At 50.0% G+C, this 19,582-nt stretch carries 20 protein-coding genes and 1 pseudogene; 14 read left to right on the top strand and 7 right to left on the bottom strand.

The genetic code is table 11. The features are described 5' to 3' along the window. Nucleotides 1-459 precede the first annotated feature (459 nt). Nucleotides 460-1,401: a LysR family transcriptional regulator gene (locus H6F76_RS03175; RefSeq protein ID WP_190505871.1), complete on the bottom strand. Its 942-nt coding sequence runs from the start codon at nucleotides 1,399-1,401 to the stop codon at nucleotides 460-462. A 159-nt stretch (nucleotides 1,402-1,560) separates the two neighbouring features. Here H6F76_RS03175 and H6F76_RS03170 point away from each other — a divergent pair, with 159 nt between their 5' ends. Together H6F76_RS03170 and H6F76_RS03165 are read left to right on the top strand one after the other, a co-directional pair. After that, nucleotides 1,561-2,457, top strand: coding sequence for a gluconolactonase (locus tag H6F76_RS03170; RefSeq protein WP_190505869.1), 897 nt, complete (start codon nucleotides 1,561-1,563; stop codon nucleotides 2,455-2,457). A 4-nt stretch (nucleotides 2,458-2,461) separates the two neighbouring features. Then, nucleotides 2,462-2,830, top strand: a complete 369-nt coding sequence (locus H6F76_RS03165; RefSeq protein WP_190505867.1) for an antibiotic biosynthesis monooxygenase — start codon at nucleotides 2,462-2,464, stop codon at nucleotides 2,828-2,830. A 408-nt stretch (nucleotides 2,831-3,238) separates the two neighbouring features. Here the strand turns inward: H6F76_RS03165 and H6F76_RS03160 are convergent, their stop codons facing one another. Beyond that, on the bottom strand, nucleotides 3,239-3,529 hold the full coding sequence (locus H6F76_RS03160) for a hypothetical protein (RefSeq protein WP_190505865.1): 291 nt from the start codon (nucleotides 3,527-3,529) through the stop codon (nucleotides 3,239-3,241). On the opposite strand from H6F76_RS03160, the gene H6F76_RS03155 reads away from it, so the two are divergent. From H6F76_RS03155 to H6F76_RS03140, 4 genes are all read left to right on the top strand, one after another. Then, on the top strand, nucleotides 3,521-4,546 hold the full coding sequence (locus H6F76_RS03155; RefSeq protein ID WP_190505863.1) for a hypothetical protein: 1,026 nt from the start codon (nucleotides 3,521-3,523) through the stop codon (nucleotides 4,544-4,546). The genes H6F76_RS03160 and H6F76_RS03155 overlap by 9 nt on opposite strands. Nucleotides 4,547-4,672: 126 nt before the next feature. Continuing rightward, nucleotides 4,673-5,137, top strand: a complete 465-nt coding sequence (locus tag H6F76_RS03150) for a TM2 domain-containing protein (RefSeq protein WP_190505861.1) — start codon at nucleotides 4,673-4,675, stop codon at nucleotides 5,135-5,137. Between the two features lie 230 nt (nucleotides 5,138-5,367). Further along, the gene (locus tag H6F76_RS03145; RefSeq protein WP_190505859.1) at nucleotides 5,368-6,540 is read left to right on the top strand and encodes a serine/threonine-protein kinase; all 1,173 of its coding nucleotides are present in this window, start codon (nucleotides 5,368-5,370) and stop codon (nucleotides 6,538-6,540) included. Nucleotides 6,541-6,588: 48 nt separating this feature from the next. Next, the gene (locus H6F76_RS03140; protein WP_199321887.1) at nucleotides 6,589-8,451 is read left to right on the top strand and encodes a serine/threonine-protein kinase; all 1,863 of its coding nucleotides are present in this window, start codon (nucleotides 6,589-6,591) and stop codon (nucleotides 8,449-8,451) included. 144 nt (nucleotides 8,452-8,595) lie between these two features. Here H6F76_RS03140 and H6F76_RS03135 read toward each other — a convergent pair. Continuing rightward, nucleotides 8,596-8,733 (bottom strand): annotated as a pseudogene (locus tag H6F76_RS03135) (IS110 family transposase); the annotation flags it as partial. A gap of 144 nt (nucleotides 8,734-8,877) precedes the next feature. Between H6F76_RS03135 and H6F76_RS03130 the strand changes: the two are divergent. The 8 genes from H6F76_RS03130 (at nucleotide 8,878) to H6F76_RS03095 (ending at nucleotide 15,855) form a co-directional block, all read left to right on the top strand. Next, on the top strand, nucleotides 8,878-9,159 hold the full coding sequence (locus H6F76_RS03130) for an HNH endonuclease (protein WP_190505857.1): 282 nt from the start codon (nucleotides 8,878-8,880) through the stop codon (nucleotides 9,157-9,159). A gap of 106 nt (nucleotides 9,160-9,265) precedes the next feature. Continuing rightward, entirely contained in the window at nucleotides 9,266-10,234 is a 969-nt protein-coding gene (gene bla, locus H6F76_RS03125) for a class A beta-lactamase, subclass A2 (RefSeq protein WP_190505855.1), read from the top strand. A 544-nt stretch (nucleotides 10,235-10,778) separates the two neighbouring features. Further along, the gene (locus tag H6F76_RS03120) at nucleotides 10,779-11,357 is read left to right on the top strand and encodes a hypothetical protein (protein ID WP_190505853.1); all 579 of its coding nucleotides are present in this window, start codon (nucleotides 10,779-10,781) and stop codon (nucleotides 11,355-11,357) included. Nucleotides 11,358-11,494: 137 nt separating this feature from the next. Beyond that, nucleotides 11,495-12,676 carry a sensor histidine kinase gene (locus H6F76_RS03115; RefSeq protein WP_190505851.1) on the top strand — a complete coding sequence of 394 codons (1,182 nt, stop codon included), beginning with the start codon at nucleotides 11,495-11,497 and terminating at the stop codon, nucleotides 12,674-12,676. A gap of 13 nt (nucleotides 12,677-12,689) precedes the next feature. After that, entirely contained in the window at nucleotides 12,690-13,352 is a 663-nt protein-coding gene (locus H6F76_RS03110) for a response regulator transcription factor (protein WP_190505849.1), read from the top strand. A gap of 10 nt (nucleotides 13,353-13,362) precedes the next feature. Continuing rightward, complete coding sequence (locus H6F76_RS03105) at nucleotides 13,363-14,280, top strand: ABC transporter ATP-binding protein (protein WP_190505847.1); 918 nt, start codon at nucleotides 13,363-13,365, stop codon at nucleotides 14,278-14,280. Beyond that, nucleotides 14,264-15,013: an ABC transporter permease gene (locus H6F76_RS03100; RefSeq protein WP_190505845.1), complete on the top strand. Its 750-nt coding sequence runs from the start codon at nucleotides 14,264-14,266 to the stop codon at nucleotides 15,011-15,013. The genes H6F76_RS03105 and H6F76_RS03100 overlap by 17 nt, the downstream gene beginning before the upstream one ends. Nucleotides 15,014-15,162: 149 nt before the next feature. Then, nucleotides 15,163-15,855, top strand: coding sequence for a type II CAAX endopeptidase family protein (locus H6F76_RS03095; protein WP_190505843.1), 693 nt, complete (start codon nucleotides 15,163-15,165; stop codon nucleotides 15,853-15,855). A 208-nt stretch (nucleotides 15,856-16,063) separates the two neighbouring features. On the opposite strand, the gene H6F76_RS03090 is transcribed toward H6F76_RS03095, so the two are convergent. The 4 genes from H6F76_RS03090 to H6F76_RS03075 form a co-directional block, all read right to left on the bottom strand. After that, nucleotides 16,064-17,071: a WD40 repeat domain-containing protein gene (locus H6F76_RS03090; RefSeq protein ID WP_190505841.1), complete on the bottom strand. Its 1,008-nt coding sequence runs from the start codon at nucleotides 17,069-17,071 to the stop codon at nucleotides 16,064-16,066. Between the two features lie 58 nt (nucleotides 17,072-17,129). Continuing rightward, the gene (locus tag H6F76_RS03085) at nucleotides 17,130-17,876 is read right to left on the bottom strand and encodes a hypothetical protein (RefSeq protein ID WP_190505838.1); all 747 of its coding nucleotides are present in this window, start codon (nucleotides 17,874-17,876) and stop codon (nucleotides 17,130-17,132) included. A 19-nt stretch (nucleotides 17,877-17,895) separates the two neighbouring features. Then, nucleotides 17,896-18,279, bottom strand: a complete 384-nt coding sequence (locus tag H6F76_RS03080) for a hypothetical protein (protein WP_190505836.1) — start codon at nucleotides 18,277-18,279, stop codon at nucleotides 17,896-17,898. Nucleotides 18,280-18,415: 136 nt separating this feature from the next. Continuing rightward, nucleotides 18,416-18,826 (bottom strand): VOC family protein, encoded by a 411-nt coding sequence (locus H6F76_RS03075; protein ID WP_190505834.1) that lies wholly within the window; start codon nucleotides 18,824-18,826, stop codon nucleotides 18,416-18,418. Nucleotides 18,827-19,582: the final 756 nt, after the last annotated feature.

Raw genomic sequence — 19,582 nt, 5'->3', positions numbered from 1 at the left:
AGCTTTGGTAAAGTCGATCGCAAACGAAACCGAATTCGTGCCTGTAACAGCAAAGATTTGATAACCACTAACCTGAATCGACTTAAACCGCATTGAAACATCCTCTAAAGATGTAATGGGATAGGGGCAGATGATTACTAAAACAGGGGCTACATCTGCGGTATCCTAACCGCTATTTTGACAGCGCCTAAGTGTCGCTACCCTGTTAAAAATAAAGAAGGCGTTTAGTAAGTTGAAGGTTCTAGTGAACAACATCGAGAACGTTCAGCATCACAGTAAGCTTAACCACTGAGCTTATTAAAAGTTTCGCAAATGCTCCTGGCTTTTGGCAGTACCCGTGAGGGTACCTCTACATAACGCCTTAAAGTTTGTGAGCTAACCTTCTCCTTCCGTAGCGGTATACAACATTGATGACATAGCACCAATGTTGTATACCACTGCGGCAAGGGGCTTATGAGCTCAAGCTTTAGTCTTTCGCGCTTCGACAAGGCTTTGACAAGCGTGTTGCATTGTCTGTCTCAGCCAAAGGTTTTCCGGGTTCTGGTCGTTGAGTGTACTCCACACCATTGTTATGGACCAAGACGCTAAGTTAAGCGGAAGATCAAAAGCCTGGAGGGCGTAATGTTGAGTCACCTGTGCCGCCAGGCAGGAGGGAATAGCTACTAACAAATCGGAAGACGCGATTGCCGAGGGTAAGGCAAACCAGTAGGGAACCGTGAGGGCGATGCGTCGGTTTAACTTCTGCTTTGCCAGGGCTTGGTCGATGATCCCGGTATCGTCTCGCCGTGCAGTAAATAACGCATGGGGAAACCCGACAAAATTCTCTAGGCTCATGACCCCATCCTCCAGCGCCGGATGGCCACGACGGGCAAGGCCAACAAATTGCTCTGACAGCAATGTTTGTTGAAGAATGTAGGGCGGTAAATTAGCAAACGTACCCACGGCCACATCTAATGTGTCCTTTTCGATGGCCTCTACCAGCGATTCCTTTTCCACCGGCAGCAACCGCAGATTAACCTGTGGCGCCTGCTGGCTTAGAAGACCTAACAACGCTGGCAGAACCATGCTGGCAAAATAATCTGATGTGGCGACAGTGAATGTTTGCTGTGAAGAGGCTGGATCAAAGGTTTGCAAGTCAGCTAACGTCGCTCGGATCGTGTCTAAAGCCGACAGCACCTGGGGAGCGATCGCCACTGCTCTGGCGGTCGGCTTCATTTCTCGCCCTACCCGCACAAATAATGCATCATCAAAGAGCGATCGCAAGCGCCTCAGTGCTGCACTCATTGCCGGTTGTCCAATGTGGATACGCTGCGCCGCAAGCGTCACGCTTTGGTAGCGATACAGGGACTCGAAGGCAACGAGGAGATTGAGATCAACGGCACTCAAGTCAATTGCTTTCATTGATAGGAAGCATCTCTAGAATCAATTTGATTTATCCTGATTCTGCCACTATCTTGAGTTCTAAACCAGTTGTTCTAGAGGCAGGAGTGAGACTTTTCATCACTACCTGTAGAAAACAACCTGATTAAGCGTCCACCTAAGGCTTTTAAGGTCGAAACAATGCCATTACCTGCAATCTATGCTGACATGCCTGTTGCTTTGCTGCCTGCCCAGCCCATGGCGACGTTTCCGGTCAATACTTTTCTGGAAAATTTGGCGATTCTCCCCTCCGGTGACATCTATCTCACCAACCACGAAGTTGGAGCGGTCGTCCAGCTCGATCCAGACGGTAACCTGACAACGTACGCTCAGCTGAGCGGCAAGGTCAGCGGCATTGCCTGGATTGAGCCCAATCAGTTCCTCGTCAATGGCTGGAATGCCGAAGGTGTCCCCTTTGTTGCTGTACTAGCGGACGGGGCGGTGCAATACCTCCAAACTTTGCCAGAAGCACAGTTCCTCAATGGCATCACACCCTTGTCTTCTCGCTCTTACCTCATGGCCGATGCCTATCGGGGTGCCATTTGGTCGTTTGATGTCACGACCCAAACCGTCGAGCTTTGGTTGGAGCATCCCCTCCTCGCTCGTAGTGACGAGACCAGCACGTTTCCAGCCGTCAACGGCCTAAAGCGCTTTGGCAATCGTCTCTATGCGTCTAACACACAACGGCTGTTGCTCTTACAGATGCCGTTGGATGAGCGCCTCAAACCACAGGAGCCGGAGATTCTCATCGAGGGGACGAACCTTGATGACTTTGCTTTTGATGTGCACGGCAATCTCTATGGAGCCACCCATGTGTACAACAGTGTGATTCGCATTGACCGTGACCGCCGCACAACGATCATTGCCCAGGCGGAACAGGGGGTAACCGGTTGCACGGCGGTCGCGTTTCACGGCACTGACTTGTATGTTGTCAATAATGGCGGGATGTTCTTACCCCCTGCCACTGGCGTGGAACCGGCGCAAGTGGTGCGTCTAGCCGTTGGTGTGAGTGGTGCACCCTTATTAAGTCAGGGCTGAAGTCATGCACACCGATCCTGCGGTGACAGTAGATGTCGTACAGCAGGTCACAAGGGGTAAGGAGCAAGCCTTTGAAGCGCTATTAGAGCAGATGATCAGCACAGCCAGCACCTTTGAAGTGTATTTAGGTGCCTCTGTGTTTCGCCCAAGTGGTCAAGACGAGCACGAATACCGAATTGTCTTCAAATTTGACCATTTGGAAAATTTGAAGCGGTGGGAACATTCATCTGTTCGTCAGCGTTTCCTGAGTCAAGCTCGCTACCTCACAGTGGATGCTGGCACCTTCTCAATCATGACTCGGTTAGAAACCTGGTTCACTCTGCCTGCCAGCCGTTCGACCCAAACTCGTTCCTCCTACAGCCGCCCAGCTTAGGGACACCTCACGTTGTTACCGCGATCGGGAATAAGCCAGCGTGGGAATTAGTCGTTGCTGCGCCCAGTACCCTTGCTTGATTGGTTGCCACAGTCAGAAGGCAAGAAAGGGCAAACCCACTGGTGTGAATGAGCAAAAAATATGGCGCAAGCGGTCAACGCGACTCTAAATAAGCGTTCTAGCTTCTAACAGCTTGGGATGGCTTAGTTATAGCAACGGACAAAAGGTGGTCGTCAAGGCTAGAAGGCTCATGAGATAAAGCTTTCAGCGGTTGCTCCGTTTTGGTGGCAGTTGGGTTGAACTGCCCCATCTTGAGCCATAAATGGGGCGGTCTCAACCACAGAGAACGATTTTGCGCCATTACAGGCTTCTTAGCAGTGCTCGGTCAAACCTCGTAAATGGGACAGTTCATGTTAACTGCTCACTAACGACCAGAATTTTTCCGCTGCTATAACTAAGCCGGTCTGCACCTCTAGCTACAGCGGCGGTCTGCATCTCTACTTCCCCTTTGACACCGAGCAGAAGACTTGGGCGATCGCCCTGGCAGTCTCCACACTGCTGGAAAATGCTGGGTTCAAACTGGCACCCGGTCAGTTGGAAGTCTTTCCCAACTGCAAAGCCTATGTCACCAGTGGCGAGCATAGTCTCTACAACGGTCATCGTCTGCCGATGCAGGCGGGGTCGTATCTCTTGAATCAAGACCTCCAAATGCTTTGGGGTAACCAGGAGACCTTTGTGCAGCACTGGCAGTTTGCTCAAGGTCGCAACAGCCTCGATACCAAAGCGTTGGAGCGGATTCTGAAAGCCGCACGACGGCGACAGTTTCGGGTCACGGGTAAAGCCGATAAATTCTTGAATGACCTCAATGCCGAAATTGAGCAGGGTTGGACGGGCCCCGGACAAACCAATCGGTTACTCGGACGCATTGCCATGCGTTCTTACATCTTTGGGCATGTCCTCTATACCGACAAGCCCTTAGAAGGACAGGCCTTAGTCCATGACATCGTCACGATCGCCCAGAACCTTCCTGGCTATCACGACTGGTGCCAGCATCACCATGAAGTCGAGAAACGTGCTCAAGACTGGAGGTTCGCCATTGAACAGAGCCACTACTTCCACTACGGCACCGACAAACGCCCTGTTGATTTAAACCCCGATCAACCTGACACAGCAGAGCCAAGCTGGAACCAGCAACAACAAACAGAAGCGAGAGCACGCATTCGACAGGCAGTCGCTGACTTACTTGAACAGGCAGCACTGCCTGCAGGCATCACGGAACGCTTTGATGCGCTCGTGACTCATGGCTTGAGTGGAACGACACTCTATCGTCATCGAGATTTGTGGCATCCGAGGCATTTACAAAACACAACAATGGGCGCGCTTCAGAGTGCGGCGGGGCTGGATTGCTCGTGGGCGGCATTCAGCCCCGCCAGTCACACAAACTTATTGGGTGAAAGTGGGTGTAATACTTTGTCTGAAGGGAGTTCTGGGGCTTTGGAATGTGTAGAACTGCAGGCAATTGGGTGTAATAGCTTGCCTAGTGCGGCTTTGAGTCAGGCAGAGACCAGAAATATGACCCAGGAGGAGGGCATTGCCTATATTAAACAGGTGTTGCACCAGATTAAAGCCAGACGCCAGGTGGAAACAGCGCAGAAACGTCAACGCTTGGCTGGGCAAGACCAGCTCTTGCTCCCGTTTGGCGAAGGTCTAGAGTAACCTCTGGTACCACTGTGCTTCAGGGTTGAAGCCACGTCAGTTTGAGGCGCGCTGGTACTGGAGTGCGGAACTGCGGCTTGCGGCTGGGTAGTCTTAAGTAAAAGCTGCTTTCGTAAGGTTACAATCATGCCGCCTCAAATCGATACTGGCGTCGCTTACCTACTTTGGTGTACCTGTTTGTTCGGGTTCTGCGGTGGGCAACGGTTCTACGCGGGTAAGTTTGGCTCTGGCTTGCTCTACCTGTTCACCTTCGGTTTATTCGGTTTTGGGCAACTGATTGATCTGGCTTTGATTCCCGGTATGGTCACTGAGCGCAATCAGACTCTACGCGGTCGCTATCTTGATCAACCCCATCAGTCAGTAGCGACCGCGAGTGTCGGACCTGTACCTGCAGCAACGCCACCCATGCAGAAGCTCTTAAAGGCTGCAAAGGCGAACGGTGGGACTTTATCGCTGGCGCAGGCGGCTCTGCACACGGAGTTAGAACCAGCGGCGCTCAAGGCGTTGCTCAAAGAGGCGCAAGAATTAGACTATGCCGAAGTCACCAATGATTCGCAGACAGGCGCCGTGCGTTATCGTTTCGACGTTTAGGCCTCTAGTTGTCACTGGGCTAACTGCTAAGCGCAGCAAAAAAGCAAGGAGGGGGTACCAAGTGACCAGCTTGCTGAGAGAGCATCGTTAAACTCAGAAACGTCCGGATCGGCGCTTGCTAAGAAGACGAACTGTAATTCTTCTTAATCCTATGAGCTTGAAATGACAGTCTCTCGTCGTGATGTCTCTCTCAAGGTTTGAAGATCATACAAAGCTGAGGTAAGGCCCCCATGCTTCAAAAGCAGCAGCTTTTGCAAGACCGTTACCAACTCCAGACCCTTCTAGGACAACATGCTGGACGGGAAACCTGGCTCGCGGTTGATCGCCAGACGCAAGCCTCAGTCGTGGTGAAATTACTCACCTTCAGTGATCGTGTGCAGTGGGAGCAGTTACGCTTATTTGAACGTGAGGCACAAGTCCTTAAACATCTGACGCACCCTCAGATTCCCCACTATCACGCGTTCTTTTGCCTGGACGAGCGGCTCTACTGGTTTGCCCTCGTCCAGAGTTACATCCCCGGACCTTCGCTCCAGCAGTTGCTGGAACAAGGTCACGTGTTTGATGAAGCAGCGGTGCGCCAGTTAGCGAAACAAATCCTGCAAATCCTGCTGTACCTACACGGGTTAAGTCCACCGGTGCTGCATCGCGATATCAAGCCCAGCAATCTCATTTTGGCGACTGATGGCACCGTTCACTTAGTCGACTTTGGAGCGGTCCAAGATCGAGTGGCGCAAGCAGGTGCGACGTTTACGGTTGTCGGTACCTATGGTTATGCACCCTTAGAACAGTTGGGGGGACGCGCCACACCCGCCTCGGATCTGTATGCCCTGGGCGCAACGCTGATCCATTTGCTGACAGGAGTAGCACCAGCGAATCTGCCTCAGGCAGACGGACGCTTGCAGTTTACGGCCGGACTGAACCTCAATCCAGGCTTTGTGCGCTGGCTCTGGCAACTCACGGAAGTGAACGCAACCCTGCGGTTTCCCACTGCCTGTGCAGCCTTACAGGTCTTGCAAAAGCATGAGGTTGCGATCGCAAATCTCGCGGCAACCAAGCCAGTCAACAGTCAGATTCAATTGCAAAAAACGCCCCAAAGCTTAGAGCTGTTGATTAGCCCCAAGCAGTTTAGTCTGCAGACCTTCGCTACCTCTGTCCGGTTTGACAGCCAGCGTTTTGAACTGTGCTGGCGTTGGTGCGGTCTCAGTCAACGGGTTCAAGGTTGGATTACTGATATTGATCAGGTTTCTCCGGGTGAGCTGCAGGGTCGGCACAAAACCTTTCTGGCCGTGAAGCTGACGATCGGGGTGCATGAATATCTCATCACTGCGGTCAAGCCACCGCTGACTGAAGCAGAACGTGATTGGCTCCTGCAAGACATCCGGCAGTGGTTAGGACTCGAGTGAGCCTGGTTCAGACTAATTGAGCGCATTTTTAATGATCAAAGGCGGTGCATGATGCCACAAGTAGGACAAGTTTTCCGGCAACGTTATCAACTCATCCAACGGCTGGCAGAGCACGCTGGTCAGCAAACCTGGCTGGCGACAGACCTAGACAGTCCAACCCAGCCGACTGTGGTCATGAAATTACTGGCCATGAGTCCGCAGTTACAGTGGGAGGAAGCCAAACTGCTGGAACGGGAAGCCCAGCTGCTACAGAAGCTCTACCACCCCCGTATTCCCCGCTACTGCGATTACTTTCTGCTGGAGCAGCTCACTGATTCCCGCTTTCCCTGGTTCTGTCTGGTCCAAAGCTATGTGCCTGGTGTGTCCCTGCAACAGCTCCTGGATCAAGGACGACATTTCACCGAAGCCGAAATCACAACGATTGCGAGCGAAGTCCTCTCGATCCTGGTCTACTTACATGAGTTTGTGCCGCCGCTTCTGCACCGTGATCTGAAACCGAGTAACCTGATCTGGGGCGAGGACAACCACCTGTACCTGATCGATTTTGGCTCTGTGCAAGACCAGGCAGCGCTGGACGGTGCCACCTTCACCGTGGTGGGGACGTATGGCTATGTGCCGATGGAACAGTTCGGCGGACGGGCAGTGCCAGCCTCGGATCTCTATGCGCTGGGTGCGACGCTGATTCACCTGCTTACGGGGACAGCACCCGCTGATTTGCCCCAGCACAATGCCCGCATTCAATTTGCTCAGCAGGTCAGTGTCGAGCCAGCTTTAGTCAATTGGGTCAGCAAGTTGACCGAACCGGATCTAGCCGAGCGCTTGAGTACGGCGCGTCAGGCGCTGGAGGCTTTGACCCAGCGCCAGTCCCTCTCCTTGCCCACGGTCAGGCGTCAGCCCAAGGGCAGTCACATTCGACTCCAGAAAACCAGCCAGCAGTTGGTGATCCACATTCCGCCGCGCGGCTGGCAAGCGGTCAGTTGGCTGTACTGTTTAGGCGTGCTGGGCGGTTTCTGGACTTTGCTGTTCCAGTTGCCCAATCTAGTGTTAAATCCCGGTCTGAGTTGGTTTTACCTGCTGCTGCTGCTAGCCTCTTTGCTCTCTGTCCTTGTGCCAGCCTGGAGCCAAACCACCATTCAGGGCAATCGCACCCATTTCACTGTCCGCTGGAAGCTGTTTAGCCTCACGCTTTTGCAACAACGTGGTCAGACGGCCAAAATTCATCCTGTCATCGGTCTGTACGAGCAAGAGAAGCCAGGTGTGAAAGGGATTATGATTCAGGCTGGTAAAACCGTACTGCTAACCAATCCGATGGCAGAAGTGGAACGCCACTGGGTGATCCAGGAAATCCAAGACTGGCTCTGCCTTGGTCAACCCCAACGTAGCTTCGCAGAGGGGCAGCCCGTCCTGCCGTTTCAGAGCGACCGGGTTACAGTCACCGAGTCTGCCGCAGCCTTAGTGATCCAATATCCCGGCAGCGAGAAATATTGGACGCTAGCGGCGGTGCCCTTGCTCTTACTCTGGCTGTCTCTGACCTGGGTCACCTTCCCATGGCTTACCTTTTTCGCCCCTTGTGTGAGTACTGGACTCACTCTGCTTACGGCTATAGTGGGTGGACGGCTTTACAGCAAACGTGTTCCCACGACGTTGCGATTTAGTCGCGATCACTTCGTGGCTTACAAAAAACTATGGGGTTACACCTGGAAGCTGTTCAGCGGCTCCAACAGCCAAATTGATGCGATCCAGGCGGAGATTCCCGCCAAACTGCAAGCTCAAGGACTCTTCCTGCAACAACTGGTCATCCGCACGAGCGGTCAAGCTTACCCCTTTGGTCTCGGCTTGACTCAACCTGAACGGCATTGGGTCATGCAAGCAATCAACCATTGGCTGCGGCAGCCTGATCAAAAGATCTAGGGGCTGGGCGGACATACAGGCAAGAAAATCAGTGCAATAGCAATATTAGGCTTTCCAGCCTCGTCCTGCCTGAGTTGTAGAGACTTGATCGCAGCGCAGCGTTAGTCCTTCTGACGCGCGCAGCAGAAGCGATTGTGTTGAAAGTCAAGCTTTTTTCGCCACATCTGGACGCCAAGGCACTCCAGTTTTCGCCATAGCATTCAGGATAATCAACAACTTGTGCATGCAGGCGGTCAAAGCGACCTTCTTTAACTTGCCCTTGGCACACAGGCGCTCATAGAAGGAGGTGGATGGGTCTTTGCTGCCAGACGAGGGGAGAAGCAACTGCGGCTTCGTACGCATAGCGACACACTCATTGTCCGGCACATCAAAGTCCAAGGCAATCGCAGTCCCTTCGATGGCGACTGGAGCTACTGGGCGACTCGGATGGGCAACCATCCAGAGCTACCGACTCAGATTGCCAAATTGTTGCAACGCCAACGCGGCAAATGCGCTCACTGCAAATTGTATTTCAAGTCAGAAGACCTGTTGGAAGTCCACCATCTGGACAAGAAGCATCAAAACCACAAGTGGGAAAATCTGACGTTGATGCATCAGCACTGCCACGACCAAGTTCATTCCGGTATGCATGACAAGCACCCAGTTGTTGAGGAGCCGTGTGAGGTAACAAGCTTCAAGCACGGTTTTGCAGACCAGCGGAGTGGGTGACTGCTCCGCTGAGTTTAACTCAACCTCTAGTCAATTTTCTTGAAGTCCGAAATCCGACAGTTACCAAGTGTAGCTCTAGGCTGTTCACAGTCCCAATTCAAATTTTATGATTCAAGCAACAACTAAAAATGTGTCACTTTGCCTATTTTGTTTGTCTTTACTGGTTGTTGGTTGTACGAGTAGCAACTCTAGCAACAGAGCGGACAAGCGAGACAACCAAACAGGTGCACCGCAAGAGATTGTAGCTTTTACTACTAACAACGAAAACGAATTACGCGCTCGCATTGAACAAATCGCTCAGGCTGCTCAAGGGCGGGTTGGGGTTACAGCCACAGTACTAGAAACTGGGGAATCAGTAACTCTAAATGGCGAGCAGCAATTTCCAATGCAGAGTGTTTATAAGTTTCCCATTGCAATGGCTGTTTTGGCTCAAGTAGACCAAGGAAAACTGAAGCTGGATCAGAAAATTCATGTTGAGGTCAGCGATGTTCTTCAGGGTAGTCGGATTCTCGACAAGAAAGCGCAGGGAAGAAAATTCAGTCTGGCTGAACTCCTGAAGTACATGGTTTCTGAAAGTGATGGTACGTCTTGTAATGTGCTGTTACGACTCGTCGGTGAGCCAAGGATGGTCACGGAGTATTTGCGTCGTCTTGGCGTCAACGATATCGTTGTTGCTAACACGGAAAAGGAGCTAGCACAAGATGCAGCAGTGAAGTATCGTAACTATGCGACACCTGATGCTACCGTCGTTTTGTTACGCGCTTTTCATGAGGGAAAAGGGCTTTCAAAAGCTAGTCAAGCCTTATTGCTGCAATTGATGACAGAGACAAACACAGGTCCAAAGCGCCTTAAAGGACTGTTGCCCGCAGGGACAGTTGTGGCACACAAAACGGGTACTTCATCTACTGTAAATGGAGTGACGGCGGCAACCAATGATGTTGGACTGATGACGTTGCCGAATGGGCGACATCTAGCGATCGCAGTTTTTGTTTCAGATTCGATGGCTAACGAGACGAGACGCGAAGAAGTAATAGCAAAGGTTGCGCAAGCAGCATGGGATGAATGGAGTAAATAGGTGCAAGACAGTACTTCAATTAGTCAAGAATGTGAGATGATCTGAAGTCACTGTCGCTATCCAAAAATCCACTTTGTTTTGCAGGTTTCGTATAAATTATCTGCCGCAAGCCTGACACCCCTAGTTCTGTTTGTCGCTGTGGATTCTGCCATGCTTGACAGTATGTTTTGAGGCATAAATGGGACAAGAAAGCTAATTGCAAGACCGAAAAACTTAAATAGCAACATCAACTATTCTTCTATCCTTACTTGCTTAGGACTATCGAGAAGTAGTTTCAAAACTCGACGGCTCACGGCACACTCGCCATCTTCACCTCAAGTTAGATTTGTCGCCAACTTCAATTCAATCCCAACTACCAAAACTTACGTGATTACAGCAATTTCGTTGCTTGAATTTGCCTGAACTATCAGTTGTAGAACATGACTTTTGTCATCTCGAATCAATGACTTGCGTCTGAACGACATTGCTTTCTAGTTCCTTATACTGCTGTTTATTGTAGTGATTGAGACTTAAAGCGATGAAAGACCTAAACTGGTTTTACAGAATGAGTTTTCTATCATTTGCGTGGATTACGATTAATGCAATTTCTGCTCAAGCAGAGCCTGCATCACTTTTCAAACCTATTGTTGACGACATTCAACGGCAATTACCGAATGGATTGAAAATGCGATTGCCAGCTTACCTCCCTCCTGAGGCATTGGCCTTGCATCCCTTTGTTCAAGCCAATGCAAAGGGGTTGCAAGTCTATCTTTCTCCTGAAGCGAACTGTAAGCAACCGAAATGTTCAGTCGGTGGCATTGCCGTGTTTACACAGGAAGGGTTTTCTCCGTGGTCGCGTCAGTTAAAAAAGGGGACTCCGGTTAGTTTGCCCAATGGCATCCAGGGCTATTACTTAGCTTTGGGCAAAAAGGATACAGACCACTATGTGCTATGGCAACAAGATGGGTTTGGCTTTGTCCTGGGCACGGATCGGCATAGTATTTCTCAGCAGGAACTCATTCAAATTGCTGCCTCTACCGTTGTCGAACCACCGCTTGGTGGACTGGATCAAGGAGCTGATGTGTTGATTCTAAGCCAACCCAATGCCACTGGAGCTACTCCAGTGACTCGACCTTTTCCTTAACAGCCAAGTTTGCCCTATTGAGCAAAAGTCATGCTAAACCATGGCTTTAGTCATGGGTTGAGGCGATCGCTGACCGCACCTGATCAGGCAGAATAAAGAATGCTATATGCACCGATCACGAGATAACTGAATCAGAGATGAAACTGCTGCTGCCTCAACCCTTTCCGTTACTGCGGCGCAACCTCTGTTATGTTGATTGGGTGTTGCTTGCTGTGAGTGCACTGCTGGCAATTCTAAGCACTTATTACGATGCCTTTGATCGCCAAATTCAAGCACAACTCGCGGCCTTTCACGGCGTCTTTTTTTTGCTCAGCTTAATCACTCCAATGGAGCAACCCCTTGACGCACGCCGCAAGTATGTTTGTTCCTGTATGGCAGTTTTCGTGATTGCAGCAGTGTTTAATTTCCGGTTTGATCTGCTGATGTATTGGACAATTGCAAAAAGTTGTCTACTGTTGCCCCTAAAAGAGGTCGCTGCAGCGACCTTCTTGTTAGGAGCTGGCTACCTTGCAGGCTTAACCTGGAGCTTACCAGGGCGGATTGAACGCACGTTAGCAATGATTACAGAACAGGGGGCAACAGGCTATTTTGCGCCCTCCAAGTTAATGTTCTACCATTTCACGTTTTATCTGGGTGCCAGTTCCTTTGCCATGGTCGTAGGCTATCTACTCATCGCGGAGCGCAAAAGCCGTTTACAAGCTGAAGCATTAACTCAAGAAGTAGAACAGTTAGCTGCAACACTAGAACGCAACCGGATTGCTCGTGATATTCATGATTCTCTCGGTCATAGCCTGACGGCCTTACAGATTCAATTAGAGGTAGCACAAAAATTACGCGAACACGATCCTAATCAAGCTTTACAAGCCCTCGATCTAGCAAAATTACTGTCAGGTGAGTGCCTTCAAGACGTGCGACGGTCACTACAAACCTTACATCGCTCGCCCTTTGACTTGCAGCAAGCTTTAGTGACATTGATTGCACAGGTAAAACAGCATCAATTCTTTCAAGTGCAGCTGGATATGCAACTGCCGTCTTTACCCTTACAGACCAGCCATCAATTGTATTGCATTGTGCAAGAAGGATTAACCAATATTCAGAAGCATGCCGATGCGACCTTAGTTGAGGTGAGAGCGCAGTTTAGCGACCGTGAAGTCGTCCTGGAGTTAATGGATGATGGCAAAGGCTTTGACCTGAACCAACCCTCTACTGGCTTTGGACTAAGGGGAATGCAAGAACGGGTGCAACTCTTAGGTGGGCAAATCGAGCTTCACACGGCTCCGAAGCAAGGAACTGTCATTCACATCACCATCCCAAGATAAAAGCCAAACGCCTATGATTCGCCTCCTACTCGTTGATGACCAACCGCTTTTTCGCCAGGGGTTAGCTTCCTTACTAGCCCTAGAAACCGACCTAGAGGTTGTAGGACAGGCATACGACGGACAAGCAGCGCTTTCCCTTGCGGCTCAACTGCAACCGGACGTGATTCTCATGGATGTACGAATGCCGCTTTGCGATGGCGTAGAAGCGACTCATAAAATTCATCAACGCTACCCCTGGATGCGGATTCTAGTATTGACTACGTTCGATGAGGATGAGTATATCTTGCGATCACTTCAGGTCGGGGCGTTAGGCTATCTGCTCAAAAGTACACCTTCAGTTCAGGTAGCAGCTGCCATTCGCAGCCTTTATCAGGGCTACAGCCAGTTAGGACCAACCATTGCACCTAAAGTCTTTGCCCAACTTAATGCCATTCCAGCAGTAAAGCAGAGCGAGCAACCTAACTTTAGTGAGCGAGAACAGGAGGTTTTAGCCCTCATTGGTCAAGGAAAAAATAATCGAGAAATTGCCCAAATACTTCATCTGACGGAAGGCACTGTGAAAAACCATGTGACCCGTATTCTAAATCGGCTGGGGCTGCGTGATCGGACACAAGCTGCTTTATGGGCACAGCGTCATGGCAGCAAGAAGCACCATTGTCGTGGAATCGAAGCTTAAGCAGAGCCTTATGGATTCTTCTGTAATTTATAACATTCAAGAGCTTGTTAAGGTTTATCCGGGGCAATCCAGACCTGTGAATGACCACATCAGCCTGCAAATCTGTCAAGGCGAAATTTTTGGCATCTTGGGGGATAACGGGGCCGGTAAAAGTACGCTTGTGCGGCAGATGGTGAACTTGTTGACAAGTAGTGCCGGTCAAATCGAGTTTTGGGGCAAAAATATCACTACCATTCCTCACGTTGTACAGATGAATGTGGGCTATATGCCCCAGGAAAGCGGTGCAGTGAAAAACCTAACGATCGCAGAGAGCCTTTATTTCACCGCCCATTTACGCGGCATGAGTCGGCGTGGGGCCCGTCAGGAATGCGATCGCTTACTCCAGCAATGGCAAATGGTCGATTGGCGCGATCAACCGGTGGCGCGGCTTTCGGGTGGGCAACTGCGGTTACTGCGCTTAGCAGTGGCCATAGCAGGTTCGCCGCCAGTCCTGATTTTGGATGAGCCGACGAATGACCTCGATCCTCAGCGTCGCAGACTCGTGTGGGATAATTTGCGCCAATTGAACCAGGAACAAGGAACCACAATTATCTTGATTACTCACGACGCGATCGAGGCGGAAAAAGCAATTCAACGGGTCGGCATTTTGCGAGAGGGGAAGCTAGTAGCGATCGGTCGTCCTAGCGACTTGAAGCGACAGGTGGATCGAATGTTGCGCTTGGAGCTCTTCTTTGAACCTGAAAAGCCGCCGGTCTTACCTGCAGAACTTAACTGCGATCACCGCTCTCCGGGACACTGGCGCGTTTTCCTCGAATGGCATCAGATCGAGTCAACACTCAACCGCCTCGACCTCACTCAGATTGATGATTTTCGCCTCTACTCTGCCACGTTAGAAGACCTGTATCTGCACTATGCAACCCAACCGTAAACCCCTACCACTGCTTCTACAACTATTTGATCTGCTGTGCATGGAGTTGAGCAATTGGCGCTGGTCCTGGCAGGTGATGGTGCTAACGGCAACGATTAGCCCGGTGTTAAGTATCATTGCTTTAGGCAGTTTTGTCTCCAGGCATGATGCTGAATCACTCAACGCTATCCTCTCTGGTAGCTTGGTGATGTCCCTTATGTTTGGCAATTTGGGAAATGTGTCGTCCCGGTTTGCCTATATGCGTTTCTCCGGCGCCTTAGACTATTACGCCACGTTACCCATTCGTCGCTCGCTGCTAATTATTGCTGTTGTTCTGGCGTTCTTTGTGCTGTCGCTTCCGGCCGTATTAGTGACCATTGGCTTTGGTGCCTGGTTTTTGCATTTGCCCTTCATACTTCACCCGTTGCTTTTGTTAGTCATGCCGCTGTGTGTTTTGCCGCTAGCTGGCATTGGAGCAGCGATCGGGACAAATGCTCCGAGCCCAGAAGTGGGAGGAGGGTTAACGCTCTTGGTAACGCTGCTGGCACTGTTCATTGGTCCAGTTTTGTTACCAGCCAGCCGCTTACCAGAGCTTGTGCAAATAGTGGGCTATTGTAGTCCTGCAACCTATGCAGCATCAGCCTTGCGACAAACCTTGTTACAACCAATGACGCAACGCATTATCGTTGACTGTGTTGCACTCACAGGGTTCTCCTTCTTAACCTTCTGGCTAGCGTCACGCAAGTTGGTTTAAAGGCTTTTGAAAAAAAACGTCATCAGAGCCATAACAGTCGCTTGTAAGCAATCATCTACTGCTATGTAAGAGAGAGACCCACTATCCTCCAACTGGATGAGAACCGTAAAGTGGAAAAGCTTGTTTATTTAGTTATCAATTGAAAAACAATGCAAAGAAAACAGCTTTTAGGTAGTTGGCTTCCCCTAGCTTTATATATTGTATTTCTGCATCTTAGTTGGGTCGGCGCCTGGTTGGTCTTTATTTTCCTCAAAACAAGTTTGTTTCCCGCTCTTAATGACGAAAAGCTCTCTGCACTTTGGTGGTTCATCGTACAATTTTTTGTCTGGTTACCGCCTGTCTTTGCCTATATCTACTATATTGAACATCAAAATCCCTTATCTTATCTTCGGCTAACAACTAATCTAGGTAAGGGAATGAAGTGGGGAATTATTTTCAGCTTACTCATTCCCCTCATCGCTCTTATACCTTTAGGAAAGAAGCCAGACCCTCTCTATTGCAATAACTTACCTTTACTATTCAGTTCATCGTTGCCTGCACCAATGACTGAAGAAATTGTCTTTAGGGGGTTCCTGCTTGAGCAATTCAAGACTCGTATGGGTTACCTTAAAGCGACTATCGTTTCTAGCCTCTTATTTTTTACAATTCATTTGGTAGGATGGTTTTTTTCCGGTAGCTTTCCCTCCTTTAGCTCTCTTTTAGTGCTGCTATTTTCATTGTCAGCCTTTGGAATCTTTCTTTGCTACCTTAAAAGAACATCCAATTCACTTGTAACCAGTATGATTTATCACTGGAGTAATAATTTTTACTATCGACGTTTACCCTGTTTTTTCAAACTTTAGTAATTCACCGTTGCGGTTATTGACCTTTAGAATATAAAGTTCTGGTAGCGCTCAAGATGTAATGGTAGAGAAGTAGAGTTTGTTGTTGCTTCCCTATGCCTGACTACAAACAGTTAAGAGCAGAGGAACTGGGTGTAGCTTGCGCCATCTTAAGAGGCGCTGCGGCTCCGGACTGCCTAGTGAAACCACTGGCGATCAAGACGCTGCGTTAGGGGGTAAGCTGCCAGACACGAATCACGTTCCCCTCTTCATCGGTGTTGAGAAAAAAGCGACCGTCGGGGCTAAAGCGTAAGAGCTGAGGACCGGAGGCATTGGCAGGCAGGTTATGGAACAAGCGATTGGTGTTGAGGTCCCACAGGCGGACGTGGTTGTAGTAGCCGATCGCCAAGGTACGACCATCAGGGCTCATCGCGATCGCCTTGGGCTGAATACCACGAAAGAGCAGGCGGTTGAACCTTCCAGTTCTAGCATTCCATTGTTTGATGGAACCGTCAGTGTAAGTAACAATGAGTGATTCGGCATTCGGCGTAAGCGCGATCGCCATTGCTCCAGCGGTAGCACTGATGGGTAAGGTGCTAACAAGCTGCCCATTGCGAAGATTCCAAACTCTGGCAGTGCCGCTATTGCTGGCAGCCGCTAAGATGTAGCCGTCAGGCGTGATCGTCCATACATCGGCCCAGCTGCCAGAAAGCCGTTGTTGCTGTTGCTGAGTGGTGAAATTCCATAAAGTGATACTGAAGTCGCCGCCCCTTCCTGTGGCATCCACCAGCGTCTGTCCATCGCGGGTCAGAACCACAATGCCGACCCCACGAGTGCGAGCGGGAAAGAGCGATCGCACTGCACCGGTTTGAGGCTCTCGAAGCTGAATTTCACCCTTAGAGTCAGCCGTAACGAGTGTTTGACCATCGGGTGAGAGGAATGCCGAGGTAAACCAGTCATTGGGATTGCTAGCAGTGAAGCTGAGTTGTTGCTTACCCGATCGCCAATCCCATAATTTCACTGATTTATCGATCGTGCTACTGGTTGAAATCAGCGTTCGCCCATCGCAGCTAAAAGTGAGGGAGTACACAAAGCTGGTGTGCTCAGCCAATTCTTGCACTAGCCTCGGTCTAAAGTTGGTGGGCTGTGGAGAGGCGAACTGCGGGCAGGGAGACTGTGATGAAGTTTGAGCAACGGCAGTGGCTCTGAAGGTGAGGCTAAGCAAGGCTGTGATCATTATTGGGGAAGCAAACAATATTGGGGAAGCAAACAATTTACGAATCATTGGAAACTTATTACTTAGTAAAGAGTGCCGTAATGTCTCCACGAAACGGCGCTGCTGTACAGTCAGAGCGATCATCACAGGAGATGTTAGCTTGGAAGGTGCGATTGTCTAACCATCTGAAGCTGCTCAAATCAGCCACGGCAGACGTTTGCTCAAACAGCTTGGTCTCTCGGGTCTGCAAATCAAGCACTATAAACCAAGACACGCCTTCCATCGCTTCTGTAAAGACGGCATAGCGCTCATCGCCCGACCACTGCACCCAGTTTTGCCCGCCATATTTGGCGATGCTGATTTTCGCTGCCGTTTTGGCTTGGCGATCGACCAAAAACACTGCCCAACACAATCCCGATGCTTCGGTCGTGCCTTCACAGGCTTTCACAACATTAAATCTGCCTGATGGAGAAGGATCAGAAACAAATAAGCGTTGAGCATCGGTGACATTGCCATCGCTGACATAGCTGACTGGAATTCCAGTCAGAAGGGGTTTTTCCTGATCCAATAGTTTTCCGTCGTTACTGAAGGTCAGTCCATGTGCAGATTCACCCTTTAGGATTGCTGTCCATTGCTGCACACCCGGTATCCTGGGTGCCGATGGGCTAGTAGATGGCGCTGGAGAGGCTGCCGTTGTAGCTAGAGGTGACGTTATGGCTTCAGACTGTTGCTGCGTCGCTGCACACCCCGCGATTGTGCTACCGAACATTAAACATCCTGCCGCAAGGAACAGGAGCGATTGAATTTTGCTGTCATTTACTGTCATTTTGGTTGTTCTAAAAAACTCATAACAAATCAATGCGACTGTCGTGAATCCAGCAGTTGCCGTTGCGGTTATAAAACCAGGCTTCACGCTGGCGATCAACTTGGCGGCGATCAATTTGGACAAACGCATTTCCTGCAAAACGGGTCAGAACTCTACCCCACGGTGCCACGCGGCAGTTTGTTTGTTCCCGCTCATTGCCAGCGATTTTTCCCATACGCGGAAAAACATCAGCATCATCTGGCAAGTGATTGTTTTCGTGATAGAGATTATCTAAAGGAGCGTCGCTTGCATTTGGTGCTCGCCCAGACAGGGCGGGCAGTTGAATGAGTCCGATCACGACTCCTAAAATGGCGCTGCTCCAAAGCAGTTTTCCAAAGCAATGTGTGACTGTTTGCGGCATCATGGCTATCCGTTAGAACTCGAAGATTTTCGATTAACACAGAGCACAACTGAGCAGGAACCGCAGTCAAAGCCATCGCATCGAAATTGAGTTTTAACCAACCGATGCAGCTCGAACCCCCTGCTTCTGGTGTGTCGATCTACAGTTTGTGCATGAGTTGCAGATCCCAGAACGAAGCTTCAATTTTATGACCATCGAGATCGCGCACAAAGCACCCATAATAGGGCGCACCATACTCTGGTCTTTCACCCGGAGCACCATCATCTCTGGCTCCAGCTGCTAACGCTACCTCATAAAAAGCATGTACGGCTTCCTTTGTGGGAGCGATAAAGCCAATGTGCGTTCCGTTACCCATCGCAGCCGGCTGACCATTCATCGGTGTTTGTACCCAAAATTCTGGATACTGCTTGCCGTAAGCGACTGCGCCAGGATGTTCCATCATCCGTTTACAGCCTAGTGTCGGTAGTACTTCGTCGTAGAAGGCAACAGCCCGTTCAAAGTCATTTGTGCCAATTGAAATGTGAGAAATAATACTTGGATTTTCGTCCATTGCTAAAATCTCCGTTTGTTGCCGATGAAGCAGCCTCTCTAGAAGCCCAAGCCAACGTGACTTCAGCAGCAAACTTGAGGTTTCCAGCTTCATGACACAATTTGTAATTCAGTAGTTTGTGTAAAAAAATTGGTTTTGTTGCGAGGATGATAAAGTTGGAAGGCTTTATTTTCTCTGACTTCAATTCAAATAGTGTCTCTATCTTGATCTCTGTTACAGTAGCGCCACTGTCTGCCAAAAATTATTCTGCTGAATGTGCGATGGTATTGCTGTTACTCCTTAAGCTGTAGCTACACTTCCCTAAAGGGTCGAAATTTAGAGGAGCAAGTAGCTTTTGGACTAAATGACACGCCAAAAGCTACTTGCTCCTGGGTTTAAGCCTTTGAGTCGAGCGCACCTCCTTTGGCATTGATCTGCTGCGTGTCCGACAACGAAAGACAAAGCAAGTGAACCTTAGTAGAAGTGATCGCCTAAACTTCATGTTGATGCCAGGGCTCACTTTGACACGCATCGTTACCAGACTCCAAGGAGGCGACAGCATGATTTCAGCTGAAGCACCCTGAGTTGTGGCTAGTTGGACTAATAAAGCAGCACCATGGCCTTTTGAACCTCTTGCTTCTGTCGTTGGTTAGTTGCAGAACCCGCAACGGTGCAGGGGGGTGGAAAAGGAAAAAAGCGGCGGCGTAAGGGTTTGAGTGGTTGTGCCAGTTGGCAGCTAGTCCAGAGTGAGAAGGGCGATCGCTTGGTTAGCCAAGC

The sequence above is a fragment of the Leptolyngbya sp. FACHB-321 genome, from assembly GCF_014695975.1.
Classification (GTDB): Bacteria; Cyanobacteriota; Cyanobacteriia; order Leptolyngbyales; family Leptolyngbyaceae; genus Stenomitos.
Note: the sequence above shows the minus strand (reverse complement) of the source record. Positions and strands in the feature narration are given on the sequence as shown.

Excerpts from the sequence above, each read along its gene's own strand:
- H6F76_RS03175 (WP_190505871.1), bottom strand. The coding sequence starts at position 1,401 with ATGAAAGCAATTGACTTGAGTGCCGTTGATCTCAATCTCCTCGTTGCC.
- H6F76_RS03170 (WP_190505869.1), top strand. The coding sequence starts at position 1,561 with ATGCCATTACCTGCAATCTATGCTGACATGCCTGTTGCTTTGCTGCCT.
- H6F76_RS03165 (WP_190505867.1), top strand. The coding sequence starts at position 2,462 with ATGCACACCGATCCTGCGGTGACAGTAGATGTCGTACAGCAGGTCACA.
- H6F76_RS03150 (WP_190505861.1), top strand. The coding sequence starts at position 4,673 with ATGCCGCCTCAAATCGATACTGGCGTCGCTTACCTACTTTGGTGTACC.
- H6F76_RS03145 (WP_190505859.1), top strand. The coding sequence starts at position 5,368 with ATGCTTCAAAAGCAGCAGCTTTTGCAAGACCGTTACCAACTCCAGACC.
- H6F76_RS03140 (WP_199321887.1), top strand. The coding sequence starts at position 6,589 with ATGATGCCACAAGTAGGACAAGTTTTCCGGCAACGTTATCAACTCATC.
- H6F76_RS03130 (WP_190505857.1), top strand. The coding sequence starts at position 8,878 with ATGGGCAACCATCCAGAGCTACCGACTCAGATTGCCAAATTGTTGCAA.
- bla (WP_190505855.1), top strand. The coding sequence starts at position 9,266 with ATGATTCAAGCAACAACTAAAAATGTGTCACTTTGCCTATTTTGTTTG.
- H6F76_RS03120 (WP_190505853.1), top strand. The coding sequence starts at position 10,779 with ATGAGTTTTCTATCATTTGCGTGGATTACGATTAATGCAATTTCTGCT.
- H6F76_RS03115 (WP_190505851.1), top strand. The coding sequence starts at position 11,495 with ATGAAACTGCTGCTGCCTCAACCCTTTCCGTTACTGCGGCGCAACCTC.
- H6F76_RS03110 (WP_190505849.1), top strand. The coding sequence starts at position 12,690 with ATGATTCGCCTCCTACTCGTTGATGACCAACCGCTTTTTCGCCAGGGG.
- H6F76_RS03105 (WP_190505847.1), top strand. The coding sequence starts at position 13,363 with ATGGATTCTTCTGTAATTTATAACATTCAAGAGCTTGTTAAGGTTTAT.
- H6F76_RS03100 (WP_190505845.1), top strand. The coding sequence starts at position 14,264 with ATGCAACCCAACCGTAAACCCCTACCACTGCTTCTACAACTATTTGAT.
- H6F76_RS03095 (WP_190505843.1), top strand. The coding sequence starts at position 15,163 with ATGCAAAGAAAACAGCTTTTAGGTAGTTGGCTTCCCCTAGCTTTATAT.
- H6F76_RS03090 (WP_190505841.1), bottom strand. The coding sequence starts at position 17,071 with ATGATCACAGCCTTGCTTAGCCTCACCTTCAGAGCCACTGCCGTTGCT.
- H6F76_RS03085 (WP_190505838.1), bottom strand. The coding sequence starts at position 17,876 with ATGACAGTAAATGACAGCAAAATTCAATCGCTCCTGTTCCTTGCGGCA.
- H6F76_RS03080 (WP_190505836.1), bottom strand. The coding sequence starts at position 18,279 with ATGATGCCGCAAACAGTCACACATTGCTTTGGAAAACTGCTTTGGAGC.
- H6F76_RS03075 (WP_190505834.1), bottom strand. The coding sequence starts at position 18,826 with ATGGACGAAAATCCAAGTATTATTTCTCACATTTCAATTGGCACAAAT.